Source organism: Hydrogenophaga sp. GW823-FHT04C09, assembly GCF_058796355.1.
Map to the genome: position 1 here is coordinate 312,827 of NZ_JBXAIO010000001.1, position 23,027 is coordinate 335,853.

General features: G+C 69.1%; 23 protein-coding genes. 16 read left to right on the forward strand and 7 right to left on the reverse strand.

The features are described from left to right. Nucleotides 1-7 precede the first annotated feature (7 nt). The 3 genes from AC1Q9M_RS01285 to AC1Q9M_RS01295 are packed head-to-tail and all read right to left on the reverse strand — an operon-like array spanning nt 8 to nt 2,224. Nucleotides 8-460 carry a MarR family winged helix-turn-helix transcriptional regulator gene (locus AC1Q9M_RS01285; protein WP_382158340.1) on the reverse strand — a complete coding sequence of 151 codons (453 nt, stop codon included), beginning with the start codon at nt 458-460 and terminating at the stop codon, nt 8-10. Further along, nucleotides 450-647: a hypothetical protein gene (locus AC1Q9M_RS01290; RefSeq protein ID WP_492432049.1), complete on the reverse strand. Its 198-nt coding sequence runs from the start codon at nt 645-647 to the stop codon at nt 450-452. The genes AC1Q9M_RS01285 and AC1Q9M_RS01290 overlap by 11 nt, the downstream gene beginning before the upstream one ends. Next, complete coding sequence (locus tag AC1Q9M_RS01295; protein ID WP_492432051.1) at nt 644-2,224, reverse strand: FAD-dependent monooxygenase; 1,581 nt, start codon at nt 2,222-2,224, stop codon at nt 644-646. The genes AC1Q9M_RS01290 and AC1Q9M_RS01295 overlap by 4 nt, the downstream gene beginning before the upstream one ends. 135 nt (nt 2,225-2,359) lie before the next feature. Between AC1Q9M_RS01295 and AC1Q9M_RS01300 the strand changes: the two genes are divergently transcribed. The 5 genes from AC1Q9M_RS01300 to AC1Q9M_RS01320 all read left to right on the forward strand — a co-directional run bounded on the left by AC1Q9M_RS01300 (nt 2,360) and on the right by AC1Q9M_RS01320 (nt 7,184). Then, nucleotides 2,360-3,274: a crotonase/enoyl-CoA hydratase family protein gene (locus AC1Q9M_RS01300; RefSeq protein ID WP_492432053.1), complete on the forward strand. Its 915-nt coding sequence runs from the start codon at nt 2,360-2,362 to the stop codon at nt 3,272-3,274. 102 nt (nt 3,275-3,376) lie between these two features. Beyond that, complete coding sequence (locus tag AC1Q9M_RS01305) at nt 3,377-3,955, forward strand: bactofilin family protein (protein ID WP_382158344.1); 579 nt, start codon at nt 3,377-3,379, stop codon at nt 3,953-3,955. Nucleotides 3,956-4,041: 86 nt separating this feature from the next. Continuing rightward, the gene (locus AC1Q9M_RS01310; RefSeq protein WP_492432056.1) at nt 4,042-5,754 is read left to right on the forward strand and encodes an ExeA family protein; all 1,713 of its coding nucleotides are present in this window, start codon (nt 4,042-4,044) and stop codon (nt 5,752-5,754) included. A gap of 13 nt (nt 5,755-5,767) precedes the next feature. After that, nucleotides 5,768-6,550, forward strand: coding sequence for a general secretion pathway protein GspB (locus AC1Q9M_RS01315; protein ID WP_382324491.1), 783 nt, complete (start codon nt 5,768-5,770; stop codon nt 6,548-6,550). Between the two features lie 4 nt (nt 6,551-6,554). Then, nucleotides 6,555-7,184: an ABC transporter ATP-binding protein gene (locus AC1Q9M_RS01320; RefSeq protein ID WP_382324489.1), complete on the forward strand. Its 630-nt coding sequence runs from the start codon at nt 6,555-6,557 to the stop codon at nt 7,182-7,184. Here the strand turns inward: AC1Q9M_RS01320 and AC1Q9M_RS01325 are convergent. Beyond that, nucleotides 7,181-8,344, reverse strand: a complete 1,164-nt coding sequence (locus AC1Q9M_RS01325) for an acyl-CoA dehydrogenase family protein (protein ID WP_492432059.1) — start codon at nt 8,342-8,344, stop codon at nt 7,181-7,183. The genes AC1Q9M_RS01320 and AC1Q9M_RS01325 overlap by 4 nt on opposite strands. Nucleotides 8,345-8,442: 98 nt before the next feature. On the opposite strand from AC1Q9M_RS01325, the gene AC1Q9M_RS01330 reads away from it, so the two are divergent. The 10 genes from AC1Q9M_RS01330 (at nt 8,443) to AC1Q9M_RS01375 (ending at nt 18,473) form a co-directional block, all read left to right on the forward strand. Further along, a complete protein-coding gene (locus AC1Q9M_RS01330; protein ID WP_382324485.1) occupies nt 8,443-9,648 on the forward strand; it encodes an acetyl-CoA C-acetyltransferase in 1,206 nt (401 codons plus the stop codon). Nucleotides 9,649-9,651: 3 nt separating this feature from the next. Next, nucleotides 9,652-11,805, forward strand: a complete 2,154-nt coding sequence (locus AC1Q9M_RS01335; protein WP_492432061.1) for a 3-hydroxyacyl-CoA dehydrogenase NAD-binding domain-containing protein — start codon at nt 9,652-9,654, stop codon at nt 11,803-11,805. A gap of 70 nt (nt 11,806-11,875) precedes the next feature. After that, entirely contained in the window at nt 11,876-12,619 is a 744-nt protein-coding gene (fabG, locus tag AC1Q9M_RS01340; protein WP_382324481.1) for a 3-oxoacyl-ACP reductase FabG, read from the forward strand. Between the two features lie 206 nt (nt 12,620-12,825). Beyond that, nucleotides 12,826-14,460: a GAF domain-containing sensor histidine kinase gene (locus AC1Q9M_RS01345; protein WP_492432064.1), complete on the forward strand. Its 1,635-nt coding sequence runs from the start codon at nt 12,826-12,828 to the stop codon at nt 14,458-14,460. Next, nucleotides 14,457-14,843, forward strand: coding sequence for a response regulator (locus AC1Q9M_RS01350; RefSeq protein WP_382324477.1), 387 nt, complete (start codon nt 14,457-14,459; stop codon nt 14,841-14,843). Before AC1Q9M_RS01345 ends, AC1Q9M_RS01350 begins: the two co-directional genes overlap by 4 nt. A gap of 59 nt (nt 14,844-14,902) precedes the next feature. Continuing rightward, a complete protein-coding gene (locus AC1Q9M_RS01355; RefSeq protein WP_492432066.1) occupies nt 14,903-15,832 on the forward strand; it encodes a bifunctional helix-turn-helix transcriptional regulator/GNAT family N-acetyltransferase in 930 nt (309 codons plus the stop codon). Nucleotides 15,833-15,918: 86 nt separating this feature from the next. Continuing rightward, nucleotides 15,919-16,380: a GyrI-like domain-containing protein gene (locus AC1Q9M_RS01360; protein WP_492432068.1), complete on the forward strand. Its 462-nt coding sequence runs from the start codon at nt 15,919-15,921 to the stop codon at nt 16,378-16,380. Beyond that, nucleotides 16,377-17,249 (forward strand): AraC family transcriptional regulator, encoded by an 873-nt coding sequence (locus tag AC1Q9M_RS01365; protein ID WP_492432070.1) that lies wholly within the window; start codon nt 16,377-16,379, stop codon nt 17,247-17,249. Before AC1Q9M_RS01360 ends, AC1Q9M_RS01365 begins: the two co-directional genes overlap by 4 nt. Nucleotides 17,250-17,256: 7 nt before the next feature. Continuing rightward, nucleotides 17,257-17,877: a chromate transporter gene (locus AC1Q9M_RS01370; protein ID WP_382324469.1), complete on the forward strand. Its 621-nt coding sequence runs from the start codon at nt 17,257-17,259 to the stop codon at nt 17,875-17,877. A 2-nt stretch (nt 17,878-17,879) separates the two neighbouring features. Continuing rightward, nucleotides 17,880-18,473, forward strand: coding sequence for a chromate transporter (locus tag AC1Q9M_RS01375; protein ID WP_382158369.1), 594 nt, complete (start codon nt 17,880-17,882; stop codon nt 18,471-18,473). Here the strand turns inward: AC1Q9M_RS01375 and AC1Q9M_RS01380 are convergent. Both AC1Q9M_RS01380 and AC1Q9M_RS01385 read right to left on the reverse strand, forming a co-directional pair. Further along, nucleotides 18,459-19,307, reverse strand: a complete 849-nt coding sequence (locus AC1Q9M_RS01380) for an alpha/beta fold hydrolase (RefSeq protein ID WP_492432681.1) — start codon at nt 19,305-19,307, stop codon at nt 18,459-18,461. The two genes, AC1Q9M_RS01375 and AC1Q9M_RS01380, sit on opposite strands and share 15 nt — an antisense overlap. Continuing rightward, complete coding sequence (locus AC1Q9M_RS01385; RefSeq protein ID WP_382324467.1) at nt 19,307-20,863, reverse strand: acyl-CoA synthetase; 1,557 nt, start codon at nt 20,861-20,863, stop codon at nt 19,307-19,309. Before AC1Q9M_RS01385 ends, AC1Q9M_RS01380 begins: the two co-directional genes overlap by 1 nt. Before the next feature lie 204 nt (nt 20,864-21,067). Here AC1Q9M_RS01385 and AC1Q9M_RS01390 point away from each other — a divergent pair, with 204 nt between their 5' ends. Continuing rightward, a complete protein-coding gene (locus AC1Q9M_RS01390; RefSeq protein WP_382324465.1) occupies nt 21,068-22,045 on the forward strand; it encodes a Bug family tripartite tricarboxylate transporter substrate binding protein in 978 nt (325 codons plus the stop codon). An 8-nt stretch (nt 22,046-22,053) separates the two neighbouring features. On the opposite strand, the gene AC1Q9M_RS01395 is transcribed toward AC1Q9M_RS01390, so the two are convergent. Next, a complete protein-coding gene (locus AC1Q9M_RS01395; RefSeq protein ID WP_382324463.1) occupies nt 22,054-22,947 on the reverse strand; it encodes a LysR family transcriptional regulator in 894 nt (297 codons plus the stop codon). Between the last annotated feature and the right edge of the window lie 80 nt (nt 22,948-23,027).

Genomic DNA, 23,027 nt, shown 5'->3' on the forward strand with positions numbered 1-23,027 from the left:
CGTCAGGTCACTCGCTGGCGCAGTCCTTCCGGGAATGGGCAATCAGTCGGTCAAAAAATGTTTCCAACTGTCGCTGCTCGTGCGCGGACAAGCAACCAAAGATGTCGGCATTGCGTTGCGCGATCAGGCGCATCACCTTCTTCCACAGGGCCCGCCCGCTGCGCGTGGGCACCAGCACCACACCGCGCGCGTCCGCGTCGCTGGTGGACTTGAGCACCAGCTCGCGGTCCACCAGCATCTGCGCCGCCCGGCTGGCCTGGGCCTTGTTCAGGTTGGCGCGCGCCGCGAGGTCGTTCACCGACAACGGCGCGAATTCACCGATGGCGGCCAGGCAGCGCGCCTCGCTCACACCCAGGCCCATTGCGGCGTAGGCCTCGCTGCTGTGGCGGTCGGTGATCTTGTTGAGCTTGTGCAGGCGGTAGGTGAGGAAGTCCTGCAGCGAGGTGGTTTCAGCGCCCATGGTCCGTCCCCTCCCCGCTTTGCGCCAACACGTTCGCGATCAGCGGCAACACCTGCTCGGCGCGCTCGAAGCGGCTCATGAGCGAGAGGCTGAGCATGGCGAGGAACATCGGCGCGCGCGCCTCGCCGACTTGCGAGAGCGCCTCGCAGACGGCGCTGTAACTCTGGTCGAGATCGGTATCGGTCATGCGAACACTCCGGTGTCTTTCAGGGCGGCGCGCAGGGGCGCGGGGTCCAGGCCGTGCCAGCGGCCCATCACGTAGCCGTCGGGCCGCACGAGCACCAGCGCGGGTTCATCCGGACGGCGCAGGCCGTAGCGCCGCCAGGCCTGGCCGAGGGTGTCGATGTCGGGTGGTATCTCCAGCACCGTGACACCGGCGTCGCTCAGGCCAGGGCCAGCGCCCCCGAAAGCCAGGCACACGAAACCCTGGCCGAACCGGCCACTCAGATGCCAGGGTGCGGCCCCCTGGCCCTGCAGCAGGGCTTCGGGGGCGGGCGCGCCGGGCCGCGCGCGGTCGTCCGCCCATCCGCCGGCCTGCGCCGCGTTCAGCGGCGAGCCCACGTAGGTGATGGGAGAGGACTGGCGCGGGTTGATCAGCGAGCGCACCTGCTCGTCGCTCACCGCCAGGCGCAGCGTGGCCTCGCGCATGAGCTGGTAGGCGAAGTTCGGCGGTGCCATGAACTCGGTGCTCTTGGCGCCGTAGGCGATGTTCTCGCGCGTGGCGTGCACGCGCTCGGTGGAGTAGGAGTCGAGCAAGGCGTCGGGCGATTCGCCGCGCAGCACGCGGGCCAGCTTCCAGGCCAGGTTGGCCGCATCATCCAGGCCCGAATTGAGTCCTCGCACACCGAAGATGGGCACCAGGTGCGCGGCGTCACCGGCGAAGAACACGCGGCCCTGGCGGTAACTCGGCAGCGTCAGGCACTTGGCGTTGTAGATCGAGATCCACAACGGTTCCCAGGGCTCGTTCTCGCCGATCATGGCCAGGTGGCTGCGCACACGCGGCAACACGTTCTCGGGCTTGACCGCCTCCACCGGGTCTTCGTCGTCGCGGATCTGGTAGTCGATGCGCCAGACGTCGTCGGGCTGGCGGTGCATGAGGATGGTGGAGCCGGGGTTGGACGGCGGATCGAACCAGGCCAGGCGCTCCACCGGGCGCTGCGTCTTCTGCACCACGTCGACGATCACGTACTTGCCGTCGTACTGCGTGCCTTCGAGCTGCAGGCCGAGCTGCTCGCGCACCGTGCTGCGGCCGCCGTCGCAGGCGACGACATAGCCGGCCTGCACCGTCTGCCGCCCCTGCGGCGTGTCCACCTCCACCTGCACGCCATCGGTCTGCGGGCGCACCGCCACCACGCGGCTGGCCCAGAGCACGCGCGATGCCTCGCCTTGCGCCTGGGCGGCCTGGTGGGCGAACGCTTCCACATGGAACTGCTGGATGTTGACCATGGGCGCGAAGCGCTGGCTGGGTTCGGCGGGCATCTCGAAGTGCAGCACCTCGGTGTCGCGCCAGTGGCTGCGGCCGCCTGTCCAGCTCAGGCCCTTGGCCACCAGCGGCGCATCGGCACCCACCCAGCCCAGGATTTCCTGCGACCGCCGCGAGATGCAGATGGCGCGGCTGCCGGTGCAGTAGCCCTCGTCGGCTTCGATCACGAGGTGGGCGATGCCCTCTCGCGCGAGCAGGGCCGAAAGGGTCAGGCCCACGGGACCGCCGCCAGCGATCAGCACGGGAATGGAAGAAGGCAATTCTGGGTTCATGGCGTTCATATGGTTGCGTGCGCAACTTTATCCATTTTCGGTTGCGTGTGCAACCATATGGAATCGATACCACTGTCTCCGAGGCAACTGCGGCAGGCCCGGGTGCTGCCTATCATGGGAAAAACAACCCCAGGAGACATGACCATGCCCAGCTTCAACACCCTGCGCATCGAGAAGGATGCGAACCAGCCGCGCGTCGCGCGCCTGCTGCTCAACCGCCCCGAGCGCCTCAACGCCATCAACGACGAAACGCCGCGCGAGATCCGCGCGGCGGTGGAATGGGCCAATGCCGACGACGAGGTGCACGTGATCGTGGTCGAAGGCGCTGGCAAGGGTTTCTGCGGCGGCTACGACCTCTCGATGTTCGGCGAGGGCGAGATCGACCACCCCTGCCAGCAGGAACGCCACCCCTGGGACCCGATGGACGACTACGCCTTCATGAAGCGCAACACCGAAGACTTCATGGCGCTGTGGCGCAGCCCCAAGCCCACCATCGCCAAGGTGCACGGCGCGGCGGTGGCCGGCGGCAGCGACATCGCGCTGTGCTGCGACCTGCTGGTGATGGCCGATGACGCGCGCATCGGCTACATGCCCACGCGCGTCTGGGGTTGCCCCACCACCGCGATGTGGACCTACCGCCTCGGCGCCGCGCGCGCCAAGCAGATGATGTTCACCGGCAACGTGATCGACGGCCGCACCGCCGCGGCCTGGGGCCTGGCCAACGAGGCCGTGCCGGCCGACCAGCTGGAGGCCACCACCATGCAACTGGCCGAGCGCATCGCGGGCGTGCCGCGCTCGCACCTGGCCATGCACAAGATGGTGGTGAACCAGGTCATGCTCACCATGGGCCTGGAACAGACGCAGCAGATGGCCACGCTGTTCGACGGCATCACGCGCCACAACCCCGAGGGCCTGTGGTTCCGCCGTCATGCGCAGGAAGCGGGCTTCAAGGACGCGGTGCAATGGCGCGACAGCGGCCGGCCGATTCCCGAAGGCGATGAAGCGCGCGCCTTGATCCGCGAGATGGAAAACCGCAAGAGGTCATCCCCGAAAAAATGAAACCGCATGTACGGTTCATCTCGTTACCCCTCTTACGGAACGGCCGAGAATGTAATCGGCCTGCCGCTTAGCATGACCGCTTCATTTACAGAAGGAGCTGGCATGGCACTGCATTTTGGCAAACGAGACGATCAACCCAAGACCCTGAACACCGGCATGGCCACGCAACGTTACGGCCAGCCCGCGAGCAGCAGCACCAGCGCCTCGCAGGCCCAGCCGCAGACCCCGGCCCCCTCCACCCCCGACCTGGACCTGGCCACCCCCGCCGCCACGAGCAGCGCCAGCGCCTCGTCGTCCACCCCCGAAGGCGGCAGCAAGCTCACCGTCGGCCCGAACATCAAGCTCAAGGGCGTGGAGATCACCGACTGCGACACGCTCGTGGTGGAAGGCCTGGTCGAGGCGACCATGGATTCGCGCGTGATCCAGATCGCGGAACAGGGCGAATTCAAGGGCTCGGCCGAGATCGACATCGCCGAAATCCGCGGCGTGTTCGATGGCAACCTCACGGTGCGCCAGAAGCTGGTGATCTACGCCACGGGCAAGGTCACCGGCAAGATCCGTTACGGCAAGGTCGTGATCGAGGAAGGCGGCCAGCTCTCCGGCGACATCGAATGCTCGTCCTCGGCCAGCGCGAAGTACCCGGCCTCGTCGTCGCAGCGCTCCATGGCCCTGGCGGCCTGACCGTCCGCTAGCACCGCGGCACATGCCCGGCCCGGCTTGGCCGGGCGTCGTTGCCCGCCCTCGGCGGCCCCGTTATGCTCGGGGCCATGTACGCCGAATTCTTCGGGTTGAAGCAGGACCCCTTCTCCATCGCGCCCGACCCGCGCTACCTCTTCATGAGCGAGCGCCATCGGGAGGCCCTGGCGCACCTGCTCTATGGCATCCGCGGCGGCGGCGGCTTCGTGCTGCTCAGCGGCGAGATCGGTGCCGGCAAGACCACCATCTGCCGCTGCTTCCTGGAGCAGATCCCCGAGCAGTGCCGGGTGGCGTACATCTTCAACCCCAAGCTCACGGTCGGCGACCTGCTCAAGACGATCTGCCGCGAGTTCCACATCGAGGTCCAGCACGAAGGCATCGGCCCGGCCACGATCAAGGACTACCTGGACCCGCTCAACGAGTACCTGTTGCAGAGCCACGCCAAGGGCGAGCGCAACGTGCTCATCATCGACGAGGCGCAGAACCTCACGCCCCACGTGCTGGAGCAGCTTCGCCTGCTGACCAACCTGGAAACCAGCGAGCGCAAGCTGCTGCAGGTCATCCTGATCGGCCAGCCCGAGCTGCGCGAGGTGCTCGCGCGGCCCGAGCTGGAACAGCTGGCGCAGCGCGTGATCGCGCGCTTTCACCTGGGCACGCTCAACGAAGCCGAAACCCGCCAATACATCCAGCACCGCATGCAGGTGGCCGGTCTGCGCGGGCCACTGCCCTTCTCCAACCAGGCGATCCAGCGCATCCACGAGATCACGCGGGGCGTGCCCCGGCGCGTGAACCTGCTGTGCGACCGTGCCCTGCTCGGCGCCTACGCCACCCACCAGGCCCGTGTGGAGCGCGCCGTGGTCGAAAAGGCGGCGGGCGAGGTGTTCGAGACCGATGCGCCCATGCCCAAGCTCCGCCGTGGGCAGGCCGCCGCGCCGCTGGCCGCCTGGGCTTCGCCGCTGGGCACTCTGGGCATCGGCCTGGTGGTGGGCGCGCTGGTGACCGGCGCGCTGTTCTGGTTCTGGAGCCACAGTGCGCCCAGAACGGCCGCGGCGACACCGGCCCCCGCCGCCCCTCTGCCCGCCCCCGCCGCGGTGGCCGCCCCACCCGCGCCAACGCCCGGCGCAGCAGCCCCGGCCGACACGCCCGCACCGGCGCCTGTCGCGGCGCCCCGCCCCGACCCCTTGCCCGGCCCACCCGAGGCGTCGGCCCTGCTCAAGAACGAAACCGAGGCCTGGCGCGAACTGGGCCCGCTCTGGGGACAGCCACTGGCCTCGGGCGAGCCCTGCACCGCCGCACAACAAGCCCAGTTGCAGTGCTACCGCACCGACCGCATGACCCTCAACGGCCTGCGCCAGCTCGACCGGCCCGGCATCATCACCCTGCGCCAGGCAGGCCAAGGGTCGGGCCTGGCGCTGGTGACCGCGCTCACCAACGACACCGCCACGCTGCAGGCGGGCGACCAGCGCTGGCGCATGCCGCTCAGCGCCCTGGCCGAGAGCTGGCGCGGCGACTTCGCCACCCTGTGGCGCACGCCGCCGGGCCAGACCACCCGCCTGGTGGACGGCCGCACCGGCCCGGCCGCTGACTGGCTGGGTGAGCGCATCGCCGGCCTGCAGACGGCGGGCAAGGTGCCGCCTTCGGCCCACCAGCTCTCCGCCCGCATCCAGGCCTTCCAGCGCGCCAACGGCATCGACGCCGCCGGGCTGGCCGGCCCCATCACCTTCATGCAGGTCAACCTGGCCAGCGGCGTGGACGAGCCCCGGCTCTCGCGCCCCGGCTCCTGAGGGCCATTCCACGATGTCCTACATCCTCGATGCCCTTCAACGCGCCGAAGCGGAGCGCGAGCGCGGCCACGTGCCCGGCCTCAACAGCCAGATCGTGCCGCCCCCCAGCCGCAAGGCCAGACCCGTGCGCCGTCGCGGCGTCTCCCGCGCCGCCGTGGCGGGGGCGGTGCTGGCCGCGCTGCTGATCGCCGCCGGCCTGTGGTGGTGGCTGGGTCAGGCCGACGAAACGCCGGTCGCCGCACCAGCGCCGGCATCCGCCGTGCCACCGCCACCCGCCACGCCCCCGGTGGCCGCCGTGACCCCAGTCCCTGCGGCCCCCAGCCCCGCCATGCCCGCGCCCGAACCGGTGCAGCCCATCCTGGCGCCGCCCCGCGTGGAACCCGCACCCAAGCGGCCCCAGGCCAGCAACCCGCCGGCGCCCGCGCCGGCCGCCACCCCTGCCGCGTCATCACCGGCCAACGCGCCGCCTGTGGCGGCCACGCCAGCCCCCGCCGCGACGGCCAAGGCGCCCGCCGTGGCACCGCCTGCGGCCCCGGCCGCCGCCAGCCCCCCGGAGGCCAACGCCGCACCCGTGCGCAGCTTTGCCGAGCTCTCGCCCGAAGCCCGCGCGCAGTTGCCGGCCGTCAACGTGAGCGGCTCGACCTACTCCAAGAACCCGGCCCTGCGCATGCTGATCGTCAACGGCAAGGTGCTGCAGGAGGGCCAGGAAATCTCGCCCGGCTTCAAGCTGGAGACCATCGGCCAGCGCAGCGCGGTGCTCAACCACAACGGCTTGCGTTACTCCATCGGCTACTGACGACATGAACGCCGACCCGGAAGAACCCGTCCTGCAGGTCAAGGGCCTGCGCTTCGGCTGGGCCGAGCCGCCCCTGTTCGATCGGCTGTCGTTCGACATCCCGCCCGGCGTCAGCCTGGTGCGTGGCGACGACGGCAGCGGCAAGAGCACCCTGCTGCGGCTGCTGGCAGGTGCCCAGAACGCCGATGCCGGCTCGCTGGTGATCCACGGCATCCACCTCGATGAGCACCACGATGCCTACCGCCACCAGGTGTTCTGGATCGACCCGCAGACCGAGGCGCACGACGCACTGGCGGCCAAGGGCTACCTGGACAGCCTGAGCCACCACTACCCGAACTTCGACGCCGATTCCATGGCCGAACTGGTGCAGGGCTTCGGGCTGGGGCCGCACCTGGCCAAGCCGATGTACATGCTCTCCACCGGCAGCCGGCGCAAGGTCTGGCTCACCGCGGCGTTCGCGTCGGGCACACCGCTCACGCTGATCGACCAGCCCTTCGCCGCGCTCGACGCGCCCTCGATCCGCTTCCTGCGCGAGTTGCTGCAGGACGCCGCCGACCACCCCAGCCGGGCCTGGCTGCTGGCGGACCACGAGGCGCCCGAAGGCATCGCTCTGAAGAAGACGGTCTCGCTCTAGCGCCCGCCCAGCCCCATCCCGCGCGAGATCACCTCTTTCATGATCTCGTTCGTGCCGCCGTAGATGCGCTGCACGCGCGCGTCGGCATACGCGCGGGTGATGGGGTACTCCCACATGTAGCCGTAGCCGCCGTGCAGCTGCAGGCACTCGTCCATCACCTTGCACTGCAGGTCGGAGCACCAGTACTTGGCCATGCTCGCGGTGGCGGTGTCGAGCTTGCCGTCCACGATGAGCTCGCAGCACTTGTCGACGAACACGCGCGCCACCTGCACCTCGGTCTGCAGCTCGGCCAGGGTGTAGCGCGTGTTCTGGTACTGGGCCACGGCCTGGCCGAAGACCTTGCGGTCCTTGGTGTACTGCACCGTCCAGTCGATCGCGGCCTGCGCCGACGCCACCGCGCCGATGGCGATCTGCAGCCGCTCCCAGGGCAGTTGCTCCATGAGGCAGATGAAGCCCCGGCCTTCCATGGCCGGGCCACCCAGCAGGTTCTCGGCCGGCACCTTCACGTTGTCGAAGAACAGCTCGGAGGTGTCCTGCGCCTTCATGCCCAGCTTCTTCAGGCGCTTGCCTTTTTCGAAACCCGGCATGCCGCGCTCGACCAGCAGCAGGCTGGTGCCCTTGGCGCCCGCGCTCGGGTCGGTCTTGGCGACCACGATCACGAGGTCGGCGTGCCAGCCGTTGGTGATGAAGGTCTTGCTGCCGTTGAGCAGGTAGCTGCCGTCAGGCTGCTTGATGGCGGTGCTCTTGACCCCCTGCAGGTCGCTGCCGGCGGCGGGCTCGCTCATCGCGATCGCGCCGACCATCTCGCCCGTGGCGAGCCGGGGCAGGTATTTTTTCTTCTGTTCCTCGGTGCCGTAGTGCAGGATGTACGGCGCCACGATCTCGCTGTGCAGGCCGAAGCCGATCCCGCTGAAGCCGCTGCGCGCGATCTCCTCCATCTGCACCACCGAATAGAGCTTGTCGGCTTCCGAGCCACCATAGGCCTCGGGCAAGGTCATGCAGAGAAAACCGTTCTCGCCGGCCTTGCTCCAGACCGCGCGGTCCACGTAGCCCTGCTCCTCCCAGGCCTCGTGGTGTGGCGCGACCTCTTTCTCCACGAACTTGCGGAAACTGTCGCGAAAGGCCTCGTGGTCGGCGTTGAACAGGGTGCGTTCGATCATGGTGTCACCTATCAGACTGCGGCGAAGAATTACAGAAAGCAAATGCTTGGCAAAAGTCTATACTGATTCGCGGCATCCGCCTTCCCCCAGGAGACACCATGAGCGAAGCATTCGTATTCGATGCCGTGCGCACGCCGCGCGGCAAGGGCAAGAAAGACGGCAGCCTGCACGAGGTCAAGCCGATCGACCTGCTGGCCGGCGTGCTCACCCAGCTGCAGCAACGCAATGGCTTCGACACCGGCGCGGTGGACGACGTGGTCATGGGCGTGGTCTCGCCCATCGGTGAGCAGGGTTCGGTGATCGCCAAGGTGGCCGCGCTCAAGGCCGGCTGGGACTGGCGCTGCTCGGGCGTGCAACTCAACCGCTTCTGCGCTTCCGGCCTCGAGGCGGTGAACATGGCGGCGATGAAGGTGCGCAGCGGCTGGGAAGACCTGGTGGTGGCCGGCGGCGTGGAGAGCATGAGCCGCGTGCCCATCGGCTCCGACGGCGGCGCCTGGGCGCAAGACCCGCAGACCAACAGCGACACCCTGTTCGTGCCGCAGGGCGTCGGTGCCGACCTGATCGCCACGCTCGAAGGTTTCACGCGCGAGGACGTGGACGCCTTCGCCCTCGAATCGCAGAAGCGCGCGGCGGCGGCGCGCGCAGCCGGGTACTTCAAAGGCTCGGTGGTGCCCGTCACCGACTTCCTGGGCCAGACCATCCTGGACGAGGACGAGTTCATCAAGCCGCAGACCACGATGGACGGCCTGGCCTCGCTCAAGCCCGCGTTCGAACACCTCGGCGGCATGGGCTTCGACGCCGTGGCGCTGCAGCGCTACCCGCAGGTCGAGCGCATCCACCACGTGCATCACGCGGGCAACTCCTCGGGCATCGTCGACGGCGCGACCGCCGTGCTGATCGGCAGCGACAGCGCGGGCAAGGCGCACGGCCTCACGCCGCGCGCGCGCATCGTCTCGGTGGCGCTCTCGGGCGCCGACCCCACCATCATGCTGACCGGCCCCATGCCGGCGGCGCGCAAAGCCCTGGCGAAAGCCGGCCTGACCATCGAGCAGATCGACCTGTTCGAGGTCAACGAGGCCTTCGCGGCCGTGCCCATGAAGTTCATGAAGGAGATGGGCGTGCCCCACGAGAAGGTGAACGTGAACGGTGGCGCCATTGCCATGGGCCACCCGCTGGGCGCCACCGGCGCCATGATCCTGGGCACGCTGATCGACGAATTGCACCGCCGCCAGTTGCGCTACGGCCTGGCCACGCTGTGCGTGGGCGGCGGCATGGGCATCGCCACGATCGTCGAAAGGATCTGAGGCATGAAAACCATCCGCTACGAACTCGCCGACGGCATCGCCACCATCACCTTCGACGAGGAAGGCTCGCCCGTCAACACCATGTGCGCCGACTGGCAGCAGGACCTCACCGAGGTCACGGCGCAGGTGATGCGCGACTGCGCCGACATCAAGGGCATCATCCTGGCCTCGGCCAAGAGCACCTTCTTCGCCGGCGCCGACCTCAAGGGCACGATGCGCCTGCAGCCCAGCGACGCGCCGCGCGTGTTCGCCGAGATCGAGCAGACCAAGAAGAACTTCCGCACGCTGGAGACGCTGGGCGTGCCGGTGGTGAGCTGCATCAACGGCACGGCGCTGGGCGGTGGCTGGGAGGTGGCGCTCGTGGGCCACCACCGCATCGCGGTGAACGATCCCAAGATCCAGCTCGGCCTGCCCGAGATCACGCTGGGCCTCATCCCCGGCGCCAGCGGCATCACGAAGATGGTGCGCCTGCTCGGCCTGATGGGCGCGCAGCCCTACATCCTGGAGAGCAAGCTGTTCAACCCGCGCGAAGCGCAGGAGCTCGGCCTGGTGCACGAACTCGTCTCGCCCGAGGGCGACGTGGCCCATGCGCTGCGCAACGCCGCGCTGGACTGGATCGCGGCGCACCCGCAGTCGCGCCAGCCCTGGGACGACAAGAACCACAAGATTCCCGGTGGCACGCCAAGCAACCCCAAGGTCGCCGGCATGCTCACCGTGGCGCCGGCCATGCTCAAGCAGAAGACGCGCGGGCTCTACCCCGCGCCCGAGGCCGCGCTCGCCGCCATGGCCGAAGGCGCCATGGTGGACTTCGACACCGCGCTGCGCATCGAGAGCCGCTACCTCGCCAAGCTCATCGTGAGCCCGGTGGCGAAGAACATGATCAACACGTTCTTCTTCAACCTCAACGCCATCAAGAGCGGCCAGTCGCGCCCCAAGGGGATCTCGCGCTACAAGCCGAAGAAGGTGGGCGTGCTCGGCGCCGGCATGATGGGCGCGGGCATCGCCTACGTGCAGGCCAGCCGGGGCATCCGCACCGTGCTGGAGGACGTGAGCATCGAAACCGCCGAGCGCGGCAAGTCCTACAGCTTCAAGCTCACCCAGACCCGCGTGGACCAGGGCCGCATGAGCCCCTACGACCAGCGCGAGCTGCTCGACCACATCCTGCCCACCGACCACCCTAGCGACCTCAAGGGCTGCGACCTGATCATCGAGGCGGTGTTCGAGAACCGCGAGGTCAAGGCCGCCGTCACCAAGGAAACCGAGCCCATGCTGGCCGCCGGCGGCTTCTTCGCGAGCAACACCTCCACCCTGCCCATCTCCGGCCTGGCACAGGCCAGCAGCCGGCCGCAGCGCTTCGTCGGCATCCACTTCTTCAGCCCGGTGGACAAGATGAAGCTGGTGGAGATCATCCGCGGCAAGGAGACCGACGACGAGACCATCGCGCGCGCCTTCGACTACGTGCAGGCCCTGGGCAAGCTGCCCATCGTGGTGAACGACTCGCGCGGCTTCTACACCAGCCGCACCTTCGGCACCTTCGTGATGGAAGGCGCGGCCATGCTGGGCGAAGGCATTCCGGCGCCGGTGATCGAGAACGCCGCCATGCAGGCGGGCATGCCGGTGGGGCCGCTGGCCGTGCTGGATGAGACCGCGCTCTCGCTCTCGGTGCACGTGATGGACCAGACCCGCGCCGATTTCGAGAAGGAAGGCCGCCGCTACGCCGCCACGCCGGGCGAGCTGCTGGTCGAGCGCATGGTCAAGGAATTCAAGCGGCCGGGCCGCGCCGCCGGCGGCGGCTTCTACGACTACCCCGCGGGCCAGAAGAAGCAGCTCTGGCCCGAGCTCAAGGCGCGCTTCGAGAAGCCCGGCGCCGCCTGGGACCTGCAGGACGTCAAGGACCGCCTGATCTACCGCCAGTCGGTGGAGACCGCGCGCTGCCTCGCCGAAGGCGTGCTCACCACCGTGCACGACGGCAACATCGGCTCGATCTTCGGCATCGGCTTCCCGGCCTGGACGGGCGGTGCGCTGCAGTTCATCTACGGCATGGGCATCGAGGCCTTCGAACGGCGCTGCGCCGAGCTGGCGGCGCGCCACGGCGCGGGCTTCGCGCTCGACGAGGCGGCGAAGAACGCGATCCGCCAGCACCAGCCGGTGTACTGAACACGTCCGCTCCCACGCGCCGGCGGCCACCCCGCCGGCGTTTTTTTGAACCACCCTCCCCCTCTTCCCCATGAAACGACTCGAAGGAAAAGTCAGCCTCATCACCGGTGCGGCGCAAGGCATCGGCCTGGCCACCGCGCTCAAGTTCGCGCAGGAAGGCGCCACCGTCATCGTGTGCGACGTGAAGCAGGCCGCGGTGGACAGCGCCGTGCGGCAGTGCGAGGCGCTGGGCGCCACCGCCCTGGGCTTGGTGATGGACGTGACCCAGCGCGAGATGGTCGACGCGGTGGTGGCCCAGGTGAAGGCGCGCTTCGGCCGCATCGACGTGTTGGTGAACAACGCCGGCATCACGCAGGACGCGCGCCTGCAGAAGATGACGCTCGAGCAGTTCGACCGCGTGATCGACGTCAACCTGCGCGGCGTGTTCCATTGCGCGCAGGCCGTGGCCGACACCATGACCGCGCAAGGCAGTGGCGTGATCCTCAACGCCTCGTCGGTGGTCGGCATCTATGGCAACTTCGGGCAGACCAACTACGCCGCGAGCAAGTTCGGCGTGATCGGCTTCACCAAGACCTGGAGCCGCGAACTCGGCCCCAAGGGCGTGCGCGTGAACGCGGTGGCGCCCGGCTTCATCGCCACGCCCATCCTGGACACCATCCCGGCCAAGGTCATCGCCGAGATGGAGCACCGCGTGCCGCTGCACCGCCTGGGCCGGCCGGAGGAGATCGCCAACGTCTACGCCTTCCTGGCCAGCGACGAGGCCAGCTACATCAACGGCGCCGTGATCGAGGTCTCGGGCGGCATGTCGGTGTAGAGGAGCCGCCCTGCGCCGCCACGTGCTCTGGAGGCTGGCGCCGCTCGCCTGGTTTTTTTGGTCTGGCGGCGAATTGCGTCAGGAACGTGACGAAATCACGTGCGGGACTGCCCCAGTGCCGCCGCAGGCCGCCTGCCGGCGGCTCACATCCCTGGCGGGTATGCAATCATCGGGGCCTCGCTCCGTCCCGTTTCGTTCCGGCCCGCATGCAGACTGCTCCCCTTCCCTCCAACGAGGAACAACGCCTGGCCCGGTTGCGCGGCCTGGGCGTGCTCGACACCCTGCCCCAGAAAGCGTTTGACGACATCTCCGCGCTGGCGCAGGTGATCTGCGGCACGCCGGTGGCGCTGATCACCCTCATCGACCGCGACCGCCAGTGGTTCAAGTCCCGCGTCGGCGTGGACGTGAGCGAAACCCCGCGCGAGGTGGCGTTCTGCTCGCATGCCATCCTCGATCCGGAGCACGTCATGGTGGTCGAGGACATGAGCCAGGACACGCGCTTCCAATGCAACCCGCTGGTGACCGGCCCGACCAACGTGCGCTTCTACGCCGGTGCGCCCATCGTCACCAGCGACGGCTTCGCGCTGGGCACGGTGTGCGTCATCGACCAGATGGCGCGCACGCTGCATTCGGTGCAGCTGAGCGCCCTGAGCCGCCTCTCGGCCCTGGTTGCCACGCTGCTCGAACACGAGCGGGCGCGCCAGCTCGAGACCCGGCGCTCCGCCAACGAGGCCCAGCAGGCGCACGAGGAACTCACCGCCATGGCCGCCGCCGGGCTGGACCTGCAGGCCTACATCGACGCTGACGGCGTCTACCGCCACGTCAACCAGACCTACCTGAACTACATCGGCAGCACGCGCAGCGAAGTCATCGGCGTGGCCGTCAAGGACCGCCTGGGTGAAGCGACCTACAACAACATGGTCGGCTCCAAGATGGCGCGCGCCATGGCCGGCGAGACCGTGATCTACCAGCGCGTCTCGCATTTCAAGGTCGCCGGCAACCGCCACATGGAGATCGCCCTGCTGCCCGTGCGCGGCGCGGATGGGAAGGTCAGCGGCGTGGTCATGCGCGGGCGCGACATCCAGGAACTCAAGAACAAGGAACGCCAGCTCGGAGAAACCATCGTCCAGCTCGAGAAGAAGACGCTGGAGCAGGAGCGCTTCATCCACATCCTGTCGCACGACCTGCGCGAGCCCATCAACGCCATCAACAACTTCACCTCGCTGCTGGAGGCCGACCACCAGCACGAACTCTCGCCCGATGCGCGGCGCTACCTGGGCTTCGTGCGCACGGGCGGCCAGCACATGGCCTGCCTGCTGGACAGCCTGCTGAAGTACGTGCGCCTGGACCGCCACTCGCTCGACAGCGGGCCGGTGGACGTGACCGTGCTGGTCGGCCAGGTGGGCGACGACCTCGGCGACGCGCTGACGAAGACCCAGGGCCAACTGCAGTGCGATTCGTTGCCCACCGTGCAGGCCGATCCGTCCCTGCTTCGCATCGCGCTGCAGAACCTGGTGGCCAACGGCCTGGCCTTCGCGCGGCCCGGCGTGCCGCCGCACGTGCGCGTGAGCGCCACGCGCGAGCATGGCTTCGACCAGATCCACGTGCTCGACAACGGCCTGGGCATCGCCCCCGAGCATCAGGCCAGCATCTTCGACATGTTCAAGCGCCTGCACCCGCGCAAGACGCACGCCGGCTCGGGCCTGGGCCTGCCGATCTGCCGGCGCATCGCGGCGCTGCACGGCGGCCACCTCTCGGTGCAGTCGGTGCCGGGTGAAGGCAGCCGCTTCACGCTGCACCTGCCGGTGCCGCACGGCACGCCGTCCCGAGGCGCCCCATGACCATTCCACAACGTTTCATCCTGGTCGACGACAACGAGGCCGACAACGTCTACCACGAGATCATGATCCGCCGCGCCGGCTTCACCGGCGAGGTGCGGGTGTTCGAAAGCGGCGCCGAGGCGCTGGACTTCCTGCGCAGCGACCCGCTGGCCATGCCCACCTGCCTGTTTCTCGACATCAACATGCCGCAGATGGACGGCTTCGAGTTCGCGCGCCAGGCCCAGCCGCTGCTGCAGGACAAACCCACCATGCTGGTGATGATGCTCACCTCGTCCGACGCACCGCAGGACCGCCTGCGCGCCAGCGGCATGCCGGTGATCCAGGGCTTCGTCACCAAGCCGCTCACCCGGGAGCGCGTGCGGGAGATGCTGCAGCGGGGTTGATATTGCCTTTGTCAGATAGTTACTTGCCAAAGTCAAATAACTGAACCAGAATCGGGGGCATGACGTCCCCCGTTGATCCCGCCCAGGTGCGCGCGCTGCGCGCCTTCAACCGCTTCTACACCCAGCGCACCGGCCTGCTCGACCCCTACCTGGGCAGCGCGTTCTCGCTCACCGAGGTGCGCGTGCTCTACGAGCTGGCGCACCACGCGCCCTGCACCGCCAGCGAGCTCGGGCGCCGACTGGTGCTCGACGCCGGTTACCTCAGCCGCATCGTGCGCCGCTTCACCAGCGCCGGCTGGATCACGCGCACCCCGCTGCCCAACGACGCCCGGCAGCACGCGCTGAGCCTGACCGCCGAGGGCCGCACCGCCTTCGAGCCCCTGCAGCAACGTTCGCGCGACGAGGCCGCCCACCTGCTGGCCCCGCTGGCGCCCGATCAGCGCCAGGCGCTCATGGCCGCGCTCGCGCGCGCACAAGGCCTGCTCGACGCCGGCAGCGCCTCCGCCTCCCGCACCGCCGTGCTGCGCGACGTGCGCCCCGGCGACATGGGCTGGGTGGTGCAGCAGCACGGCGAGATCTACGCCCGCGAGTACGGCTGGAACAGCGAGTTCGAGGCCCTGGTCGCCGAGATCGCGGCGGGCATGATCCGCCGGCACGACCCGGCCTGGGAACGCGGCTGGATCGCCGAGCTCGACGGCGAGCGCGTGGGTTCGGTCTTCGTGGTGCGCAAGAGCGAGACCGAGGCCCAGCTGCGCCTGCTCATCCTGAGCCCCGCCGCGCGCGGCCTGGGCCTGGGCGGGCGCCTCACCGACGAATGCCTGGCCTTCGCGCGCGCCAAGGGCTACCGCAAAATGGTGCTGTGGACCAACAGCATCCTGAGCGCCGCGCGCGCCATCTATGCCAGGCGCGGCTTCACGCTGGTGCACAGCGAGGCGCACCACGGCTATGGCAAGGACCTGGTGGGCGAGACCTGGGAATTGACGCTGTGAGGGCCTGCGGCGCAACTCCGCAAGAAATGTCAGTCCGGCGCGGCTAGATTGAAGGCCTCGACCCCCATCCCTTTCAGGAGCCTTCCATGCACCTCGAACAGCAAGACCGCGCCGTGCGCATCATCGGCATCGAACTCAGGACCGACAACCACGAGGCCATGCGGACCATCCCGCCGCACTGGCAGCGCTTCACCGAGGAAGGCGTGCTCGCGCGCATCCCGGGCAAGCTCTCCGACGAGGTGTACGCGGTCTACACGCACTTCGAGAACGCGGGCGTGAACAACGAGGGCGTCTATTCGCTCATCATCGGCGCGCCGGTGAGCAGCACGCAGGCCGTGCCACCCGGCATGAGCCATGCCGTGCTGCCGGCCTCGCCGCGCGCGGTCTTCCCCGTGCCCCAGGGGCGCTTCGACCAGGTGGGGCCCGCGTGGCAGGCGGTCTGGCAGCGCGACGACCTGCCCAAGGCCTACGTGGCCGACTGCGAACGCTACCGCGCCGACGGGCAGATCGACATCCTCATCGGCCTGCGGCACGGCGCCAGCGCATGAACCCGGGCCACGGCTGGACCGACTACCAGCAGCGCCTGGGCCGCGTGATCGCCTACCTGCACGACCACCTGGACGAGCCGCTCGACCTGCACCGGCTGGCCGAGGTGGCGCACCTCTCGCCCTACCACTGGCACCGCGTCTACCACGCGCTGCACGGCGAGACCATCGCGGTCACCGTTCGGCGGCTGCGCCTGCACTGGGCCACGGGCTACCTGGCCAACACCAGCCTGCCGGTGGAACAGCTCGCGCGCCGCTGCGGCTACCCGAATGCCCAGTCCTTCGCGCGCGCCTTCCGAACGGCCTACGGCATGAGCCCGCTGCAGTACCGCCAGCAGGGCAACCACGTGGCCTTTCGCACGGCGCAGGCGGCGAGCGCCGCGCCCGCGGGCTACGAAGTGAGCGTGCGGGAGATCCCGCGCGTGCGCCTGGCCGGCCTGGACCACAAGGGTTCGTACATGGCCATCGGCAAGGCGTTCGAGCGCAGCTACGTGCAACTGGCCGCGCGCGGCCAGGTGGGGCCAGCCTCGCGCTGGATCGCCGAGTATTTCGACGACCCGTCCTCGGTGCCCGAGCGCCAGCTGTGCTCGCGCGCCGGCCTGTCCGTGCCCGACAGCGCCGAGGTGGTGCCACCCCTCGTGGCCTTCGAGGTGGGTGGCGGACCCTGCGCCGTGCTGCGCCACCGCGGGCCCTACGCCACCATGCGCGCGGCCTACCAGTGGCTGTACGGCCACTGGCTCGTGAACAGCGGCCACGAGGTGGGCGACGCGCCGGTGTTCGAGGAGTACCTCAACAACCCGCGCGACACCGCGCCGGCCGACCTGCTCACCGACATCTGCCTGCCCCTGGCCCGGGCCACCGCGGCCCGATAATCCGGGCATGCCGCCCGCCCAGACCGCCCCCGACACCCTCCCTCTCCAGCACCCGCAGTCGAAAACCGACCTGTTCGTCTCCTTCACCTGGTTGGCCCTGCAGGGTTTTGGCGGTGTGCTGGCGGTGGTGCAGCGCGAGCTGGTGGAGAAGAAGCGCTGGATGAGCCGCGAGCAGTTCGTGGAGGACTGGGCCGTCGCGCAGATCATGCCGGGCCCCAACGTGGTCAACCTCTCCATGATGATCGGCGGGCGCTATTTCGGCCTGCCAGGCGCCCTGGCGGCGCTGGCCGGCATGTTGACCGCGCCCATGGTGCTGGTGCTGCTGCTGGCCGCGCTCTACGGCAGCGTGGCCGACAGCGCCGTGGCGCAGAACGCGCTGCGCGGCATGGGCGCGGTGGCGGCCGGCCTGGTCGCCGCCACCGGCATCAAACTCATCGGGGCGCTGAACAAGAACGCCCTGGGCATGGGCATGTGCGTCTTCCTGGCGGTGCTCACCTTCATCGCCATCGGGCTGCTGCGCTGGCCCCTGCTGTGGGTGCTGCTCAGCATCGGCGGGGGGGCCTGCCTGTGGGCGTACCGGGTGTTGAGCGACGTCGACGCCGACCGCGCCAGGAAGGGAGACGCCTGAGCATGATGCTGCCCACCCCGGCCAACTGGCTCGACCTCTTCACCCACTTTGCCTCGCTCTCGCTGCTGGCCGTGGGCGGCGCGATCACCACCGCGCCCGACATGCACCGCTACCTCGTGCTGCAGAACGGCTGGCTGAGCGAGGCGCAGTTCACCTCGTCCATCGCCATCTCGCAGGCCGCGCCCGGCCCGAACGTGCTGTTCGTCGCCGTGCTGGGCTGGAACGTGGGCCTCAACGCGGGCGGTGGCCCGTCGGCCGGCTGGCTGGCCTGGGCCCTCGGCCTGTTCGGCGTGCTGGTCACCATGGTGGCCATCCTGCTGCCTTCGTCGGTGCTGACCTACACCGCCACGCGCTGGGCGCACCAGAACCGCGAGCTGCGCGCGGTGCGCGCCTTCAAGACCGGCATGGCCCCGATCGTGATCGCGCTGCTGATCGCCACCGGCTGGCTGCTCACCGGCTCGCACGAGCACCCCGCGCGCGACTGGCCGCTGTGGCTGCTCACCGCCGTCACCACCGTGCTGGTGTGGCGCACGAAGATGCACCTGCTGTGGATGATCGGCGCGGGCGGCTTGCTGGGCGCGCTAGGCCTGGTCTGAAGGCGCAAACCAGTTCAGCAGCAGGTCGTTGACCTCGTCGGGCCGCTGGTATTGCACCCAGTGGCCCGCCCCTTCCACCACGGCCCAGGGCCGTTCGGCCGTGCCCAGGCCCAGGGTCGATGCCACGCGCTCGGCCAGGCCGGTCGCGTCCTCCCGTCCCCAGACGCCGAGCACCGGCGCATCGAAGGCCGCCAGAGCGGTGGGCAGGTGCGCCGACTGCGAGAAGTGCCGGCTCTGAAAGCGCGCGGCCCTGCAGGCGCGCTCGTGGATGTCCAGGGCCATCGCGTCGATGTCGCTGGCCGGGGCGATCATGAGTTCGGCCAGATTGCGCCAAAGCAGGTCGCGGGTGCGCGCCGCGCCGTCCGCCTGGCGCCAGTCCACGAGCCTGATCTCGCGCTGGCGCCCGGACCCATGGCCCGCTGGCCCCACCAGCGCCAGGCGCCGGACCCGCCCGGTGCGCTCGGCCACGCCCATGGCCACCAGCGACCCGAACGAAAACCCCGCGAGACCGAACCGGGCATCCGGCCCGAGCAAGGCGTCCAGGGCGGCCGTCAGGTGCACCACCAGCGCCTCCAGCCGTGCGGCCCTCGGCACCTCGGGCGGCAAGGCGCCGGATTCGCCGAAGCCCGGCATGTCGGGCACCCACAGCTCGTGCGCCGCCGACAGCGCCTCCACATTGCGGATCCAGTGCATCCAGTTCCCATATCCGCCATGCAGCAGGACCAGCGGCGGGCCGCCGCGACCGAAGCGGCGCCAGCACACGCGCACGCCCAGGGCGTCCACCGTGTGGCGCTCGGCCAGCGCGGCCACGCGCTCGATCTGCGCGGCCGGCATCACGCGACGCGCCGGGCCTGCCCATCCCAGTAGCGCTCCTTCAGCTCCTTGCGCGAGAGCTTGCCGTTCGCGTTCTTGGGCAGCTCCGACACGAAGTCGACCGAACGGGGCTTCTTGAAGTCCGCCAGGAACTGGCGGCAGTGGTCCACCAGCTCGTCGGCGGTCACCTCGTGCCCCTCGCGCTTGACGACCACCGCCTTGATCGCTTCGCCCCAGGTGGCATCGGGCACCCCCACCACGCAGACTTCGTAGACCGCGGGGTGCCGGTACAAGGCCAGCTCCACTTCACTGGGGTACACGTTGAAGCCGCCGGAGATGATCATCTCCTTCTTGCGATCGACGATCGAGAGGTAGCCGAGTTCGTCCATGCGGGCCAGGTCCCCGGTGTGCAGCCACCCGTTCTTCAAGGTGTCGGCGGTGATCTCGGGCTCGCGCCAGTAGCCGGCGAACACATCGGGGCCCTGGATCACGATCTCGCCAACCTCGCCCAGCGGCACCTCCTGACCGGCGTCGTCCACCAGGCGCACACGGGATTCACCGAACGCGCGGCCACAGGAGAGCAGCAGTTCTTCGCGGCCTTCTTCGATCGCGATGCGGTGGTCCTCCGCCGTCAGGATCACCAGCCCGCCCGTGGTCTCGCCCGCGCCATAACCTTGCGACAGGACCGGCCCGAAGGCCTTCCACGCCTCCTTGATGCGCGAGGGCGCGATCGGGGCCGAGCCGTAGGTGACATCGCGCAGCGAGCTGAGGTCGAACGCCTTCAGGCGCGGGTGCGCGAGGATCATGTTGATCATGGTCGGCACCAGGAAGCAGGCGGTCACGCGGTGCTTTTGCACGGAGGCCATGAACACCTCGGCATCGAAGCGGTCGTGCAGCAGGATGGTGCCGCCCTGGAACAGGAAGGGCTGGATGAACATGCCGCTGGCGTGCGTGACGGGCCCGGCCAGCGCCAGCACGTCGCCGGGCTTGGCCCGCAGCCGGCCCATGACGACCTTGCGCAGCGACGCCAGGCGGTTGCCCACCGTCTGCATCGAGGCCTTGACCTTGCCGGTCGAGCCCGAGGTGAAATGCAGCACCGCGAGATCGGAGGCCTCCATCTCCACGTCGGGCGACACCGGCGAGGCTGCCGCCAGCAGCGCCTCGTAGTCCAGAAAGCCTTGCGGCCCGTTCTCCAGCGCCACCAGGGTGCGGATGTCCGTCAACCGGCCGGCCTGCTGCACCACCGAAGCCACGTGCTCGGGCCCGACGAGCATGATCTTCGCCTGCGAGCTGTTGGCGGACTCCACCATCTCTTCGGGCGAGAGGCGCGCATTGAGGGCAACCTTCACCAGACCGGCCTTGTACATGGCGCACTCGAACTCGATCAGCTCCGGGCGGTTGAACGACTGGACGAGCACCCGATCGCCCTTCTGCGCGCCCAGGGCGATCAGCGCGTTGGCGAGCCGGCTGGAGCGCTCGTCGAGTTCGCGGTAGGTGATCACCCGGTCGTGAAAAAGAATGGCGGGGCGCTGCGGCCAGTAGCGGGCGCTGCGGGTCAAAAATCGGCCTTGGTTCACGGGGATTCCTCGCAAAGAATGAAAGTGAACGGATCGTAGGATCGGCCACAGGCCCGACCGATAAGGCCCCGAGCGATCCCGATGCCCGCCGGGAATGGCCGCGCTCATGCCGCTGGGGCATCGATATCGCCCGCCGCGGAATCGCGCCATGGGCCCTGGCGCCAGAGAATCGAGCCAGATCAAAATTCTCTGGAGACCTCACGCATGCTGACCAAACGCACTCTTCTTCTGGGCGGCCTCGCCGGCGGACTGCTGGCCCTGGGACTGCCCGCGCACGCCCAGGGGCGCTACCCGGACCGCCCCATCAAACTCATCATCCCGTTCAGCGCGGGCGGCCAATTCGACATCGTCGCGCGCATGCTGGCGCAGTTCGCCAGCACGGAACTGCAGCAGCCGGTGGTGGTTGAAAACGTGGCGGGCAGCGGCGGCAACATCGGCGCGGCGCGGGTCGCCAACGCGGCGCCCGACGGCTACACCTTGCTCGTGCTGGGCGGCAACCACGCGATCGCGAAGTCCCTCTACGCCAAGCCGGGCTACGACGTGACCAAGGACTTTTCACCCATCTCCATGGTCAGCATCACGCCCCACGTGGTGCTGGTGAACGCCGCCATGCCGATCCACAGCATGGCCGAGCTGGTGGCCTATGCCAAGAAAAACCCCGGCAAGCTGAACTACGCGACGCCGGGCATGGGCACCTCGATGCACCTCACCTTCGAGATGATCAAGGCGCACTACGGCGTGGACATCACCCACATCCCCTACCGGGGCGGCGCCAACGCGCTGACCGACCTCTCCGGTGGGCAGGTCAACCTGGGCATCATCGGCATCGCCCCCGCCCAGGAATTCCTGAACGCGGGCCGCATCCGCGCCCTGGCGGTCACGAGCAAGGGCCGTTCACGCGCCCTGCCCAACGTGCCCGCGCTGTCCGAAGTGGGCTACCCGGAACTCAACGCCGGCAGCTGGCTGGGGATTGCGGGTCAGCGCCAGATGCCGGCCGAGATCGTGGCGCGCTGGCACGGCGTGGTGCGGGCCTTCCAGGACAGCCCGGCCAACCGGCAGCGGATGGAGGAAATGGGGTTCCGGATCGAATCCACCACCGCCGAACAGTTCCAGAAGTTCATCGCGTCCGAAGTCGAGGCCTACGGCAAGATCGTGCGCGACAACAAGATCACCGCCGACTGAGGCGCCACTCAGACGGGGCCGTGCGCCTTCAACAGCTCGACCAGGCGCTCGGCCAGCGGAGAAAGGTAGGCGGCCTTGCGCATCGAGATGCCGATCGTGCGGGGCCACACCGCCTGCGCCAAGGCCAGGGGCTTGAGGCCCGTCCCCTGGGGCCGTGACAGGACCGACGCCGGGATCACGCTCAACAGGTCGGTGGTGCGCACCACGCTGGCCAGCGCGGTGACCGACGAGTTGGACTCCACCACCACGTTGGGCTCCGGCAGGCCGTGCTCGGCGAAGCGCGCTTCCAGGGACCGCCGGGCCGCGACGTTGCGGCCGGGCAGGACCCACGAGGCGTCCGCCAGGTCCTTCAACCGGAGGGAGGTCGACTCCAGCATCGGGTGATCGGCGCGCGCGACCACGTGGATGTCGTCGCGGAACAGCGGCAGCTGCGTGAACTCCGGTGTCTCGTGCGCGGGCAGCGCGCTGATGGCCATGTCCAGGTCACCGAACTGCAGGGCCGCGAGCAGCTGATCGTTCAGGCCGATCATGACCTGCACCCGCGCCGCCGGCCGCTGCCGCAGCAGCTCGGCACAGGCCTGGCCGAAGAACATCTCCGAGTAGGTCGGTGCCACGCCCACGCGCACCAGGCCCTTCTTGCCCAGGTGGAGGTCGTTGGCCTCCTTGATGGCGTCGTCCAGGCTCACCCGCACATGGCGCGCGCGCTGGAAAAACGCCGTGCCCGCCGTGGTGAGCTCCATGCCGCGCGCGGTGCGCTCGAACAGCTGCAGCTTGAGTTCGCGCTCCAGCCGCTGGATGCCCTTGGTCAGCGCCGGCTGGCTCTGGCCCAGCCGCTGCGAAGCGCGCCCCACATGGCCGGTTTCCGCGACCGCAATGAAGTAGTTGAGATCTTCGATTCGCACGTTATTCCCGAAGGTTATCGAACCCAGGCACTTGCGGATCGCCGCGCCCGATCCGCGCGACATGATCCACCCGACACCCA